This window comes from Cohnella sp. CFH 77786 (genome assembly GCF_019400745.1).
Lineage (GTDB): Bacteria > Bacillota > Bacilli > Paenibacillales > Paenibacillaceae > Cohnella.
Genome location: NZ_WJIB01000017.1, coordinates 39,444 through 53,546 on the forward strand (window position 1 = coordinate 39,444; position 14,103 = coordinate 53,546).

Annotated in this window: 12 protein-coding genes; all 12 read right to left on the reverse strand. The window is 61.1% G+C overall.

Going from position 1 to position 14,103, the window contains the following annotated elements; all coding sequences use genetic code 11:
• Positions 1-5: 5 nt before the first annotated feature.
• Positions 6-935 (reverse strand): ABC transporter permease, encoded by a 930-nt coding sequence (locus GE107_RS21200; RefSeq protein ID WP_219642601.1) that lies wholly within the window; start codon positions 933-935, stop codon positions 6-8.
• Positions 935-2,086 (reverse strand): ABC transporter permease, encoded by a 1,152-nt coding sequence (locus tag GE107_RS21205; RefSeq protein ID WP_219642603.1) that lies wholly within the window; start codon positions 2,084-2,086, stop codon positions 935-937. The genes GE107_RS21200 and GE107_RS21205 overlap by 1 nt, the downstream gene beginning before the upstream one ends.
• Positions 2,083-3,618 carry an ABC transporter ATP-binding protein gene (locus GE107_RS21210; protein ID WP_219642606.1) on the reverse strand — a complete coding sequence of 512 codons (1,536 nt, stop codon included), beginning with the start codon at positions 3,616-3,618 and terminating at the stop codon, positions 2,083-2,085. Before GE107_RS21210 ends, GE107_RS21205 begins: the two co-directional genes overlap by 4 nt.
• Before the next feature lie 116 nt (positions 3,619-3,734).
• Entirely contained in the window at positions 3,735-4,907 is a 1,173-nt protein-coding gene (locus GE107_RS21215; RefSeq protein ID WP_255570723.1) for a BMP family ABC transporter substrate-binding protein, read from the reverse strand.
• 352 nt (positions 4,908-5,259) lie between these two features.
• A complete protein-coding gene (locus GE107_RS21220) occupies positions 5,260-5,874 on the reverse strand; it encodes a nucleotidyltransferase family protein (protein WP_219642609.1) in 615 nt (204 codons plus the stop codon).
• Positions 5,849-7,015, reverse strand: coding sequence for an XdhC family protein (locus tag GE107_RS21225; protein WP_255570724.1), 1,167 nt, complete (start codon positions 7,013-7,015; stop codon positions 5,849-5,851). Before GE107_RS21225 ends, GE107_RS21220 begins: the two co-directional genes overlap by 26 nt.
• Before the next feature lie 129 nt (positions 7,016-7,144).
• Positions 7,145-8,740, reverse strand: a complete 1,596-nt coding sequence (locus GE107_RS21230; RefSeq protein WP_219642612.1) for a PucR family transcriptional regulator — start codon at positions 8,738-8,740, stop codon at positions 7,145-7,147.
• Between the two features lie 377 nt (positions 8,741-9,117).
• On the reverse strand, positions 9,118-9,915 hold the full coding sequence (locus tag GE107_RS21235) for a hypothetical protein (protein ID WP_219642615.1): 798 nt from the start codon (positions 9,913-9,915) through the stop codon (positions 9,118-9,120).
• 70 nt (positions 9,916-9,985) lie between these two features.
• Positions 9,986-11,407 carry an aldehyde dehydrogenase family protein gene (locus tag GE107_RS21240; RefSeq protein WP_219642618.1) on the reverse strand — a complete coding sequence of 474 codons (1,422 nt, stop codon included), beginning with the start codon at positions 11,405-11,407 and terminating at the stop codon, positions 9,986-9,988.
• The gene (gene gabT, locus GE107_RS21245; RefSeq protein WP_219642621.1) at positions 11,404-12,792 is read right to left on the reverse strand and encodes a 4-aminobutyrate--2-oxoglutarate transaminase; all 1,389 of its coding nucleotides are present in this window, start codon (positions 12,790-12,792) and stop codon (positions 11,404-11,406) included. The genes GE107_RS21240 and gabT overlap by 4 nt, the downstream gene beginning before the upstream one ends.
• Before the next feature lie 210 nt (positions 12,793-13,002).
• Entirely contained in the window at positions 13,003-13,104 is a 102-nt protein-coding gene (locus tag GE107_RS21250) for a sporulation protein YjcZ (protein WP_219642625.1), read from the reverse strand.
• 112 nt (positions 13,105-13,216) lie between these two features.
• Positions 13,217-13,945: a class I SAM-dependent methyltransferase gene (locus tag GE107_RS21255; protein WP_219642628.1), complete on the reverse strand. Its 729-nt coding sequence runs from the start codon at positions 13,943-13,945 to the stop codon at positions 13,217-13,219.
• Positions 13,946-14,103 lie beyond the last annotated feature (158 nt).

Below are 14,103 nucleotides of genomic sequence, written 5' to 3' on the forward strand. Positions count from 1 at the left end.
TCGTTTCAGAACCTTTGCTCCCTCAAATACGGAACGCCGAGCGATTCGGGCGCGCCGGACGGCTGATTCCGGTTGCGCCAGCCCAGGAACATCAGCACGAGGATCGTCACCACGTACGGAATCATTTTCAGGAAATAGGACGGAACCTCGCTGCCGACGAGCTGGATGCGGAAGCCGAGCGTGTCCAGCACCCCGAAGAAGTAAGCGCACAGAAGAGCGCGGACCGGATTCCAGCGGGCGAAAATGATGAGCGCGACCGCGATCCATCCCCGGCCGGCCGTCATCCCTTCGATCCAAGTGGGCGAGAACACGAGCAGCAGGTCCGCCCCGGCAAGCCCGATCAGCATGGAGCCGATCACGATGCAGGCATAGCGGGTCCACTGTACCCGGATGCCCATGACGTCCGCCGTCGCCGGATTATCGCCGATCGCCCGCAGGTGCAGGCCGGCGGAAGTCCGGTGGATGAACAGGTGCATCGCGATCACGAGGAAGAAGCTGAACCAGGTGAGCAGATCGAGCCTGCCGAAGATCGGTCCGAGCACGGGAACGTCCTGCAGGAACGTCAGCTCCAGCTTCGGGACGGAGCCGGGAATGGGCATGCCGCTGACCGGTTTTCCGAGATAGGCGCTGAACCCGGTGCCGAACAGCGTCATCGCCAGGCCGCTGACGATCTGGTTGGCCCTCAGCGATACGGTCATGACGCCGTGGATCAAGCCGAGAAGGGCGCTGACGCCGAATACGGCAAGCAGCGCGAGAGCAAGGCTGCCGGTGTGCAGATACGTCAGGCAAGCGGTGACCGCCCCCATGAGCATCAAGCCTTCCGCGCCCAGCTGGATGATGCCGCTGCGCTCGATGAGGATGCCGCCCAAGGTAGCGATAAGCAGAGGCGTTCCCGACGAAACGGCCGCCATGACCAGTTGCGTGAAGAGATCCATTACGCTTCCCGCCCCTTTCCGCCGCTGCGCCGCAGCCGTAATTTGAACAACGTATCGCCCGCGATCAGGAAGAACAGGATGGCTCCCTGCAGCATCAGCGAGACGGAAGAAGGAAGGCCGATCGTCTGCACGCTGTAGCCCCCGACGATCAAGCCGCCGAACAGGAACGAGGACAGGATGATGCCGAACGGATTCAGCTTCGCGAGCCACGCCACGATGATCGCGGTATACCCGTAACCCGGGGATATCCCGTACATGAGTCTATGCGCGACCCCGGAAACTTCGCTCATGCCGGCGAGACCCGCCAGTCCCCCGCTGAGGAGCATGACGATCAGGATATGCCGGTTCAGCGGGATGCCCGCGTTTTTGGCCGCATCCGGATTCGCGCCGATCAGCTTCAGCTCGTATCCCCAGCGCGTGTAACGGATGAGCAGCGCGTAGAGCAGAACGGCCGCCAGCCCGAAAACGAGGCCGAGATGGAGACGCGTGGCGCCAAGGACGGGCAGCGACTGAGCTTCGGTAAACATGGGCGTTCCGGGGAAGTTCATCCCTTTCGGGTCTTTCCACGGTCCGAAAACGAAGTAGTCCAGCGCAAGAAGCGCCACGTAGTTCAGCATGAGGGACGAGATCAGCTCGTTGACCCGGAAATACGTGCGCGGGATGGCGGTGAGCAGGCCCCAGAGGCCGCCTGCCGCCAGGCTGAACGCGATCATGAGCGGAATGGCGGCGTAAGCCGGCAATCCCGGAAAATAAATCGTGACCGCGGTCGCCGCGATCGCGCCAGCCGCGAATTGCCCTTCCGCGCCGATGTTCCACACCGAGATCCGGTAGGCGATCGCCACGCCCAGTCCGCACAGAAGCAAGGGAATCGTTTTGACGAGGGTTTCCGTGAAGCCGAACTCGGTACCGAAAGCCCCCATGAACATCTTGCGGTAAACGGCGAGCGGATTCATGCCGCTGGCGGCGATGAACACCGCGCACACCGCCAAAGCGAGCACGACCGAAACGATCGGGATCCACCAGGGACTGCCCTGCCGCTGGGGGTCGAACTCGATCCGCAGCCGAAGCCGTCCCTCGTTGGCCGGCTCCGCCGCAGCGGGCGCCGCCGCCGTGTTCGCCGCGATCGCGCTTCCTGCCGGTTTGTCGCTCATCCTGCATCCCCCTCCGCGTCACGCAGGCCGGCCATGTACATGCCGATCCGCTCCCGATCCGCCTCGGCCCGGCTGAATTCACCCGCGATGGCTCCGTTGTAAATGACCAGAATCCGGTCCGACAGCTGCATGATTTCCTCCAGGTCCTCCGAGATCAGCAGCACGCTTCTCCCGGCTTCGCGGAGGTCCGTCAGCAGCCGGTGGACGCCTTCGGCGGCCCCGACGTCCAGCCCCTGCGTCGGGTGGACGGCGAGCATCAGCTTCGGGTTCATTTCGATTTCGCGGGCGAACAGCAGCTTCTGCTGGTTGCCCCCGGACAGCTGGCGCACGGGCGTATCGATCCCCGGCGTTTTGACGTCGAACCGCTCGATCAAGCTTTGCGACCAGCTTCGGTTGCGTCCGTGAAGCAGGAAGCCGAGACGGGAGCGATCCGGCGTCCGGTAGGATTTGGACAGCAGGTTGTCGACCGCGCCCAAGCTGCCTGCCAGCCCGCTTTTCATGCGGTTTTCCGGCACGTGCGCGATTCCCGCTTCAATGGCCGCCCGCACCGAAGCCCGTTTGAACGTCTGGCCTCCAAATTGGATCGTGCCCTTCCTCCATTCCGTCAGGCCGGCCAGCACCTCCGCCAGCTCCTTCTGGCCGTTGCCGGCGACGCCCGCCACGCCGACGATTTCCCCTTCGTGCACCTGAAGGGATATGCCGTCCAACGCCTTGCGGCCATGGCCCCCGAGCACCTCGACCCGATCCATGATCAGAACCGGCTTGCCCTTCGGCCGATCGGCGAGAGGACGCGGGGCTGCGAAATCCTTGCCGACCATGAGCCGCGCGAGCTCGCGCTCGTTCGTCTCCTTCTTGTCCATGACCGCGATCATCCGGCCCTTTCGCATGACGGAGATCCGGTCGCTCGCCGCCATGACTTCCTTGAGCTTATGCGTCGTCAGAATGACGGATTTGCCTTCCGCCTTCATCGACGCCAACGTTTCGAACAGCCGGTCGACCTCCCCGGGCGTGAGCACCGACGTCGGTTCGTCCAGAATGATGAGGTTCGCGCCCCGGTACAGCGTTTTGACGATTTCCACGCGCTGCTGCTCCCCGACCGACAGCTGCCAGATCGGGCGATCGACGGGAAAGGAAAGCCCGAACTTCCGCGAGATCGCCTCGATCTCCTCCTGCTTTCTTTTTATCCACTTCGGCCCCCGCCAGAAGGACGACCGCTCGCCCAGCACGATGTTCTCCGCCGCGCTCAGCGTCTGGACGAGCCGGAAGTTCTGGAATACCATGCCGACGCCGAGTTTCATGGCGTCCTTAGGCGAACGGATCCGGACCTTCTCGCCCCCGATCAGGATATCGCCGCTTGTCGGACGGTACACGCCGGACAGCATGCACATCATCGTGCTCTTGCCTGCTCCGTTCTCACCGAGAAGCGCGTGAATTTCGCCCGGAAGGGCGCCGAAATCGACATGGTCGTTCGCGGTTACCGTTCCGAACCGCTTGACGATTTGCCGCATTTCCACCGACATCGTAACGGTCATGCCGCTCTCCTCCTCCATGGCCTTGCCGGCCGGCTGCATGATTTTTTCTATGGGTGCGGATAAATGACAAATCCCTTTTGCAAGGGATTTGTCGGGATTGGCTATGAGGCTTCCGGTTATTTCGGAATCGTGCCTTCTACGCCGTGCACGAGCCAGTTCATCTCCAAAATCTGCTCGATCGGAAGCTCCTTGCCCGCTTCCACCTTGACCTCGCCGGATTGATCCTTGATCGGTCCGGCGAACACTTTCAGCATGCCTTCCTTGGCTTCCTTCTTCTTCTCTTCCACGAGCGCCTTCACGTCTTCCGGCACGTTTTTGCCGAGCGGCGCCAGATCGACCATGCCGTCCGCCATCGATCCGAGGTATTGCTCGCTTTTCCATGTTCCGTCCGCAACGGCTTGCACCGTCTTCGCGTAATACGGGCCCCAATTCCAGACCGGATTGGTCAAGTAAGCGTCCGGCGCGAAACGGGACATGTCGGAATCGTTGCCTCCGGCCATCGCGCCGCGTTCGGCGGCCGCCTGGATGGTCGCCGGCGAATCCTGGTACGCCAGCAGCACGTCCGCTCCTTGGTCGAGCAGGCTGACCGCCGCCTGTCGTTCGACCGTCGGATCGAACCAGGTGTTCGACCATACGACCTTCACCTTAACGTTAGGATTGACGCTCTGGGCGCCGAGCGTAAAGGCGTTCAGGTTATAAATGACTTCGGGGATCGGGAATGCGCCGACGTATCCCAGCACGTTTTTCTTTGTCATTTTGCCTGCCGCGATGCCGGTCAGATAGCTGGCTTCGAAGTTTTTGCCGAAGTAGGTGCCCATGTTGTCGTCGGTTTTGTAGCCGGCGGTGTGCAGGAACTTGACGTTCGGAAACTTCTTCGCCACGTTCAGCGTCTGATCCATGTAACCGAAGCTTGTCGTAAAGACGACGTCATGGTTCCGGGCCAGCTCGGTGATCACGCGCTCCGCGTCCGCGCTTTCCGGCACGTTTTCCACGGTATCGGCCTTGATGCCGAGCTTCTCTTCCATGTATTTGCGTCCTTTGTCGTGCTCGAACGTCCATCCGCCGTCGCCCGGAGGTCCTATGTAGACGAAGGCGACCCTCGGCATTTTCTTCTCCGCCGAAGCGGAGGCCGATGCCGGATCGGAACTGCCGCTTGCGGGCGCCGTACCCGAGGCCGAAGCAGAGGGACTCGCGGACGGCTCCGGCTTGCTGCCGCATGCCGTCAGTATCACCGTCAGAACGACGATCAAAGACAAACTCCAAGTCCACCCTTTTGCGTTCCGTTTCATACCGTTCCTCCCCAGCTCTCTCTCTCGATCTCTTGGCGGCATCCAGTCGGAAACGACCTCATTTGTCGTCTTCACTTTTGCGGCCGGTTGGCGCGACCAAGTACCTTCACTGTACTTTTGCGTAACTTATTGGTCAATTTATATAACATCATATTGGTAATTTGGATGAAAAGTTACGATTTCGTTGTGCGTCATGCATGTTTTCTTTATTTTATGTTAGATATAATTACATAATGCACAAAAAACGAAACCCGCCAACCTAGGCGGGTTCCCGATAAAGTATTGGGGGCCATTCGTTGCTCACGAGGGGCGGTTTGGCGGTTTGGCGGTTTCGCCCCCCCTCGCCGGCCGGTCAATTCGATAGATTTTCGGAAGCGCGGAAACGCTTGGATCGCGAGAATGCCGCCCACTTCTCGCGAACCTTGGCGAAATCTTCGGGCGTGTCCACGTCCATGACAGCATAGCGGCCCAGAGGGATCAACGCCCGGCGGATCCCATCCCGGCGCAGCAAGTTACGGCCTCCCGAGTCCCCTTCGAGGGCGCTCAAATCGCCGAACATCGAACGGTTCCACAGGACGGGCGGCACCGGCTGACCGTCGTTCGAACCGGCCACCGCATCCAGGAGCGGATTCCCGGCGAACGCCTCCAGATAGAGCCTGAACTCGGACAAAGTCACCATCGGCTGATCGGCCAAAGCCACGATCGCGGCCCGGATGTCCGGAGCCAGACGGAGCGCCTCAGCGAGCGCGCAGCGCAGCGAACGCGACAACCCTTCGTCGGCGTCCGGGCATACGGCGACGCGGAACCGGCTTTGCGAAACGGCGTCCGGCGGAAGCCATTCCAAGGCGTCCCCCGGCCGAACCGCCGCGACAATCGGATCGAGTTCCGTCTTCAGCAACTCCTCGAGCGCGGCGCGCCCTAAGGGATTACCCGCCGCCAACTCAGCGGACGGCTTGTTGCCTCCCATCCGACTGCCCTTTCCGGCTGCCAAATACAATCCTGCGATCCGCATCGGTTCCCGCCCCTTTCCTGCCTCCAGCAATGGCGGCTCTCCTTGCGATCAGCTCGGCGGCGATGCTGACGGCGATTTCATCCGGCCCCTCGGCTCCGATGTCCAATCCGACCGGAGCATGGACGTTCGGCGTCCACGGCAGCCCTTCGAAGAGCACCGAGATCCGCTTCGGCGAACCCATCACCCCGATGTACGCGGGACGGATGGGCAGAAGCTCCTCCAGCATTTCGCGGTCGCAACGAAGCTGATGGCTGCAGAGGACGACGAAGTCCTTCGGACCAAGAGCCAGCTTACGTGCCAGCTCTCTCGGCATTCCCGCCACCATTTCCGCCGCGCCGGGAAACCGTTCCTCTGCGAGAAGGCCTTGCCGCCAATCCGCTACGACGACGCGGAAGCCGATCCGCGCTCCCAGCTCGCACACCGGAGGCGCATCGCGGCCGGCACCGAATACGATCAGCCTGGTTTTGGGCCGAAAAACTGCCTCATGAAGCAGCCCGCCGCCTGCCGTCATCCCGGAAACACCCGTTGCCGTTTCGGCACCCTCCACCCCGCCTTCATTTCCTCCCGCTTCCGCTGCCGCGTTTTCCTCCGCCTTGCCTGCCGTTCCCAAGTCTCCCGCCACCGCATTATCGACCCTTAAGCGGTACGAGATTCCCTTGCCGTCCCGCCACCTTTCCAGAACGGCGGTTTCTCCCCGGTCCACGCGATCGCGCACTTCCCGGAGCAGCCGGAGGATCTCGCCGTCCAGCGGTTCCAGCAGCACGGTGATTCGGCCGCCGCAGCCGATCGCTTCTCCCCAGAGCGGATCTTCCTCCGGCCGCATGTCATAAACGACAAGCTCGGGCAGCCCCGACGCCAACACTTCGGGAACCCGTGCCTTCAGGTCGTCTTCCAGGCAACCCGGACTGATGATGCCCGCGCCTTTTCCTTCTGGAGACAGAACCATGGCGGCCCCTTCCTTTCGGTAAGCATGACCTTCGACCGCGATAACGGTCGCCCATACGACCATGCCGCCGGGACGCGAGACATAAGCCCAAGGATCTTCGCACCCCGACTCCATTCCCCCGTTCGCCGCCGTCCGACCCACTCGACACATCGCGTCCCCCCCTTTCCGAGCCTTTCGATCCGCGAGACGCTCTTCCTTTCGAAACCGCAGTGTTCAAAGTCAGGATGACGCATTACGGATCCATGTTGTCATCATGACGATCGCCTAAACTCGTTCCGGTCACAACGCGCGTTCTTCCGCCGCAGCCAGCATCCGCCTAAACAGGAAAGCGAGCTGCAGCCGCATCAGATCGTTCACTTTTTTCAAATCGACGTCCAAAATTTCGCCCAGCTTCTCCATACGGTATGTGGCGGTGTTGCGATGGATGAACAATTTTTTGGCGGTTTCATTGAGCTGCCCGTCGCATGCCAGGTACGTTTCCAGCGTTCGCATCATTTCCTGCGCATACTCGGCGTCGCGATGGAACAGGCTTCCGAGCCACCTGTCGCAGAAGGCGCGCATTCTTTCCAGAGGGACCCGTTCGAACACATAAGCCAAGTCCATCGTTTCGAATTTCACGATCCTCTCGGCCATGCCCCACTCCTCAGCCATCCGCCGGACTTCAAGACACTCGCCGAAGGCGTCATGCAGTTGGCTTGCCGACGTTTTGCGGCTGCTGATCGCCGCCCTCGGCCCCCCTTCTGCCAAACGCTTGGCGCTCAAGCAGGCCGCAAGGGAGGGATCGCCTCTCTCCTCCCAACCGCCTTCCGGCTCCGGGAACACGGACAGGACACCTTCGTCCATGACGATATGGATGCCTTTCAACTCCCGGATCCGGCCGTGCCTAAGCAAGTCCGCCTTCAACCTCTCGCACGCTTCCTCCCGCGCCGCGCCCCCAAGACGGCCCGATACGTCGATCAGCACACAACGGAACGGACCGGTGAACAGATCGATCTCCCAGCGCTCCGCGTAACCCAGCAGCGACTCGGTGGAGATGCCGTTTTGCAAATACCGTTTCACCAATTGGCCGAAATCCCGCTGCACCGAAAGCTCGAAATAATCTTCGTATTTGAGGTTCAGATGGTAGGCGATGAGTTCGGCAGCTTGGAAATACAAACTCTCCTCGACCGGAGAGAGAAACGTCCGGGGATTGAAAAACAGCGCGTAACCCGTGCATTGCGATTGTTTCATCAGCGGGATTCGGAAAGCCTGCCAGCCGTCCGAGCGCATCCACCCGTGATGGACCGACCATGGCCAGCGGACCAGAAGGCAGTCTTCCGGAACGCCCGACGAGTTGTAGACCAATTGCCCGCGCGAACCGATCACCGCGATCGGATGACCGACCACTTCGGCCACAGATTCAAACAGATGCCGGATCGGATCGGATTGCAGCGCGAACCTCATCAGCCGGATTTGCTTTTCCAGGGCGTCCTGCAGCATTCCCGTGCTGCGCTTCATTTCCTCGCGGAACAGTCCGTTGATCTGATCGGAGAACGTAAACCGGTAAGGAAGTTCGATCAAAGGGAAGCCGAGCCGGTCGGCCTGTTCGATCATCGGTTCCGGAATCGATTCCCAGTACCTGCCGAGCTTGATGCCGAGCCCGGAAGAACCGCGTTTGTCCAACTTTTCCAGCAGCCGGGACGCTTCGTCGGGGCGGTCCTTCACAAGGTAACCGGTGGTCAGCACCATTTCGCCTTCCTTGATCCAATCGGTAATGTCCGGCGCGTCCATGACGTTGACGGCGCGGATGATCCGCTTCATGCCATTGAACCCGGCCACCAACTTCGCTTCGGAAAGCGGATAGACGGACAGGGCTTGCTCGACGGTCAGTTGCATGGGCGGGCCTCCCTCAGACCCGAACGCTCAGGCCTTTATGTTATGTTACATAACATAATAGACCCAAAATCTACTCAAAGACAATAGTTATGTCACTTTATATAACATTAAACTTCGGGAATCCGAACCGAATCCCCAAATGAGCTGAAAAACCCATGACAGGAAGGTCATGGGCTTGTGCTTCCGGCATCAATCATTTCGACTTCTTCTTCGCGGCGGACCTTCCCTGCTTCTTCGGGTCGTCCGGCTTCGGCGCGGCGTGCTGCGAGTCGTTCGGTCTTGCTTCGTCGCCCATGTTCATTCTCCTTTCGGCCTATTCCCCTTAGTAATTGGCCGAAAACGCGGGAATGATTACCGGGGCCGAGCCGTGGTTCGGCCTAATTTAACAAACGCAGCATCTGGACGACCGGGCGGCCGTCGCCTTTCAGCTCCTTCTGCCGGCTTCGCAGCTGGGACGAGCCATCGCCGTCGAGGAAGATGCCGTCCGCCAGCACGTCCTGCCCGAAGCCCTCCAGAATCGCTTCGCGGAACGCGCGGAGCGTGCCCTTGTTGGCGCTGACGATGAGATAGAGCTGGCCATCCCGGTCGAACGCGGCGGCCGAGCGCAGCCGTTCGTCTTCCGCATACGGGGCGTTCTCGGCGGCCGCTTGCTCTTCCCACGATTCTTCGTCTCCCGGAAGCATGCTGATGCCGCCCTGCGCCCAATAGCGGGAGCGATCGAAGACGCGCAGCTCGGACGCCTGGCGCACGACCTGGACGCTGAGCGCGCCGGTCGCGCCGTCCCACACGAGCGTTCCTCTCGCGTATTTCACGTTGGCTCCGCCGTCTCCATAGCCGTTTTTCTCCGGATACACGGGAACATCGTTCACGACCGCGATACTGAGCAGATCCGACTGGTAGAAGAAACCCCCGTTAATCCCGTAATACGGCGTCAGCACGACGTTCTGATTCACGACCGCCGGCGTGACATTGGACGGCTCCGTGCGCAAATAATGAAGCTCCATTCCATTCGCGGCCGTAAATTTGCCATATGTATATTCGCGCGGCGCGTTTGGATCCGGCGGCGGTCGCCGGTCGCTTCCGGAGACCCACACAACCGCGATGCCGAATGCGGCCGCGAGGAACAGCATCACGATCCATTTGCCGGGCATCGCGCCCTTTGTTCCCGTTTTCAAATTGCGTTCCGTGGCATTCCCCTTCTTTGCTTGCGGGATGATTCGAAACTACACCATCCCGCGCCGTCGGTCAATGCCGGTTAAACACGACGAGCTTCAGCTCCGTCATCTCCCGCACCGCGTATTCGACGCCTTCACGGCCGAGTCCGCTTTCCTTGACCCCGCCGTAGGGCATGTGGTCCACCCGGAAGGTCGGGATGTCGTTCACGATGACGCCGCCGACGCGCAAGCGTTCCGCGGCGTCGAGCGCCGTACGGAGATTTTCCGTATAGATGCCGGCCTGCAACCCGTAACGGGAGTCGTTCACCCGTTCGACCCCCTCTTGCGCATCGCGGATCCGGTTGATCAGCACGATCGGCGCGAACGCTTCCTGGCAAGACACCTTGCATGCCGGATCGACTTCCAGCAGGACGGTGGGCTGCAGGCAGCGCCCTTCCGACTTGCCGCCGCAGGCGACCCGCGCGCCCCGGGTGACCGCTTCCTCGATCCATTCCACGGATCGGCCGACCTCTTCGGAAGAGATCATCGCCGAGAGGTCGACGTCCGGATCCAACGGATCGCCGATGCGCAATCGCGACACGGCCTCGACGAACTCGGAAACGAACGTTTCATACACCGCTTCGTGAACGTAGATGCGCTGCAAGGAAATACAGATTTGCCCCTGGTAGGAGAAGGCGCCTTGCACGCAGCGGGGAACGATCTTCGCAACGTCCGCGTCTTTATCGACGATCAGAGCCGCGTTCGAACCGAGCTCCAGGATTACCCGCTTCCATCCGGCGCGGCTTCGGATCGCCATGCCCACGGAAGGGCTGCCGGTGAACGTGACGAGGCCGACCCGATCATCCTGCACGATCCGGTTCCCGACCCGGGCGCCGCTGCCCGTTACGATGTTCAGCGCGCCCGGCGGCAATCCCGCTTCCTCCAGCAGCTCGCCGAGGAAGAAAGCGGACAGGGGGGTCTGAGACGCCGGCTTCAACACGACGGCGTTCCCGGAGGCGATGGCCGGCCCCACCTTATGCGCGACCAGGTTCATCGGAAAATTGAACGGAGCGATCGCGCCCACGACGCCTACCGGTTCCCGTACGGTGTACGCGATCCGGCCTTCCCCGCCGGGAGCCGCGTCCATCGGCACCGTTTTCCCGCGGATGCGCTTGGCTTCTTCGGCGGAGAAACGATACGTCTGGATCGTTCGTTCGACCTCGGTTCTGGCGATCTTGACCGGTTTGGCCGCCTCCGCCGCGATCAGTCGCGCCGCTTCGTCCGCCCGCTCCTCCAGCAGCCGGGACAACGAATACAGAATCGCCGATCGCCGGTGGGCGGGCATGCCGGCCATCTCGGCCTTCGCCTCGCAAGCCGCTTCGATGGCACGGTCAGCCTCATCCACGCTCGCCGCAGGAATTTCGGCGATCGGATCGCCGCTGTACGGCGAAAACAGCGTTGCATACGCCCGGGCCTCCACCCATTTCCCCGCGATGAACAGCTTTTTCCTCATGACGTCCCGCCTCCCCGATATCCCGAAGCTGCGATTTCCTTCGCCGCCACTTTCGCCATCGATTCCGCGATAATCTCCAAACCTTCGCGCAATTGGTCGTCCGTGATGACGAGCGGGGTGAGGAACCGCACGACGTTGGCGTGTATCCCCGCTCCCATCAGCACCACGCCCGATTCATAACACGTCCGGATCAACTCCGCTGCGAAAGCTTTAAGCGGCTTGCGCGTTTCCGGCTCCAGAAATTCCAACGCGCACATCGCGCCCAATCCGCGCACTTCGGCGATCATCGGAAACTCCCTCTGCAGCGCCGTGAAGAAGCCGCGGATGGCTTCCCCGATTTCCCGGGCCCTTCCGGCCAGATTCTCCCGCTCGATTTTCTCGATGACGGCCAATGCGGCCGCGCACCCGAGCGGGCTGCCGCCGTAAGTCCCGCCGATTTCCCCGGGGCTTGGGGCATCCATGATCTCCGCCCTGCCGGTCACCGCGCTGATCGGAACCCCGGCAGCCAACGATTTGGATAACGTGATCAAGTCCGGTTCGATTCCGAAATGGGTGGAGGCGAACAGCTCGCCGGTGCGTCCGAAACCTGTCTGGATTTCGTCCGCGATGAACAGGATCCCGTATGCCCGGCAAATGTCGTAAACGCCCCTCACGAACGCCGCCGGGGGGACGATGAAGCCTCCCTCTCCCTGCACCGGTTCCAGGATGACCGCGGCCAGCTCCTCCGGCGCCGCTTCGGTCAGGAGAAATTCCTCGAACGACGCGACGCAGAAATCCGCGTACTGCTCCTCCGTCATGCCGGCGGGACGGTGAAGCGGATACGGATAAGGAGCTTTGTACGTCGCGGGAGCGAACGGCCCCATCCGGAACTTATAGGGCTTCACTTTGCCGGTCAACGACATCCCCAGGAGGGTGCGCCCGTGAAATCCCCGCGCGAACGAAACGATCCCGGGTTTCCCGGTAAATTTGCGCGCGATTTTCACGGCGTTCTCCACCGCTTCGGCGCCGCTGCTCAGCAAAACCGTCTTCTTGGGATAATGGCCGGGCGTGATGGCGGCAAGCTTCTCCGCCAGCGCCACGTAAGGCTCGTACATGGCCGCGTGAAAACACGCGTGGATGTACTGCTCCGTCTGATGCCGGACGGCTTCCACCACCTCGGGCGGGCAATGGCCGACATTCAGCGATCCGATCGCGCCTGCGAAGTCGAGGAACGCATTGCCGTCTACGTCGGTCAGGAGCGCCCCGCGCGCTTGCCGGACGAAGATCGGGGTCGTGTTCCCCACCCCGCTGGAGACATACCGTCGTCTTTGCTCCAGCAGCTCCCGGGTTCTGGGGCCTGGAAAATCCGCGGAAACCGAAACGTACTTTCGAGTGGAGTTGGTCATACGCCGTCCTTCTCCTTTGCCGTAACGTCTGTCATCGCCAGCGCACCGTGCGCCTGCGTCCAAAGTCAAGCAATTTTCATGCCACCGTACAATGAACGTAACGCTGCCTCAGGAAGGGGATGTAGCGTAGAAAAAAAAAGAACCGACCAGAGCATCTCTGGTCGGGGGTCGGCGCGAAACGCGTCCGGCAATCGATGTAGCCTGCACGGTTTAGATAAACACGGAACCAGCCAGCACGATGACGAGAAGAATAAACAAAACCAAGACGAAAGCAGCCGCCCCGGCAAATCCTCCGGCTACAGGATAGCTCATGGTTTCAGTCCTCCTTTGGAATCGATTTGTGATGTCGGATCACTCTGCATATTATGTGCCGTGCGGGTGCATGGATTGGACGATTGTCCTCGATGCAAGAATGTTCCCTCAGTCAATGCGCCCATTGTTCTTTCGTCGCCATGAAGTCGCACGCCCGGAAGTAAGGCTGCTGCGCCAGCATCAGCTCGGAATACTTGAGGATGCCCTCTCCGACCTCCGGATCCCACAGCAGGGAGATGTCCATCTCCTTGATATCGTTCTGCTCCACGGACTGCTCGTGGCTCACGAACGCGTCCAATTCCGGACGCTCGCACCGGAATCCCGTCCGGTGAAGGCATTCGAGCCACTCGTCGACGGTATGGATCTTGTCGATCCGGAAGTAGGATTTGATCTCCTCGTAGATGGTCTCCGGCAATTCTTCATGAAGCACCATCTCGCGGTCCAGCAGTCGGCCGCCCGGCTTCAACACCCGATAATACTCCCGCAAAGACGGCTCCAGCCCCGCGAACAAAGTCACCGACTCCGCGAAGACGACGTCGAACGCCGCGTCGCCGAACGGCAAATCGTGCACGCTGCCAAGGACCCACTCGATCCCCCCGATCCCTTCTTTCTCCGCGCGCTGCTTCGCTTTGTGAAGCATGAGCGGGTGCTGGTCGAGCGCGGTCACCCGGAACCCTTGCTGGGCTAAATAGCAGGCGCTTTTGCCTGTGCCGCAGCCGACTTCCAGGACGTGAAGCCCGGCCGATTGCAACCCTTTCTCGAGCAGCCTTTTCGTCGCCCGGAATCCTCCCGGATGGGCGGAAGCCACCCCCAGCTTGGACAGCAAATCCATATACTCCATTCGCGTTCCTCCTCATTCGTCCATGCTTCAATAGGTATATGGAAGAGGAGATGACCCCGTGCTTGCATTCGCCCAGGCGAACGAACTTTATAATGGCGGGGTATCGTCAGGGATGGGGGCCCCCGCGGCGAAGCAGAGTCACTTTCGGGAGAGGATCA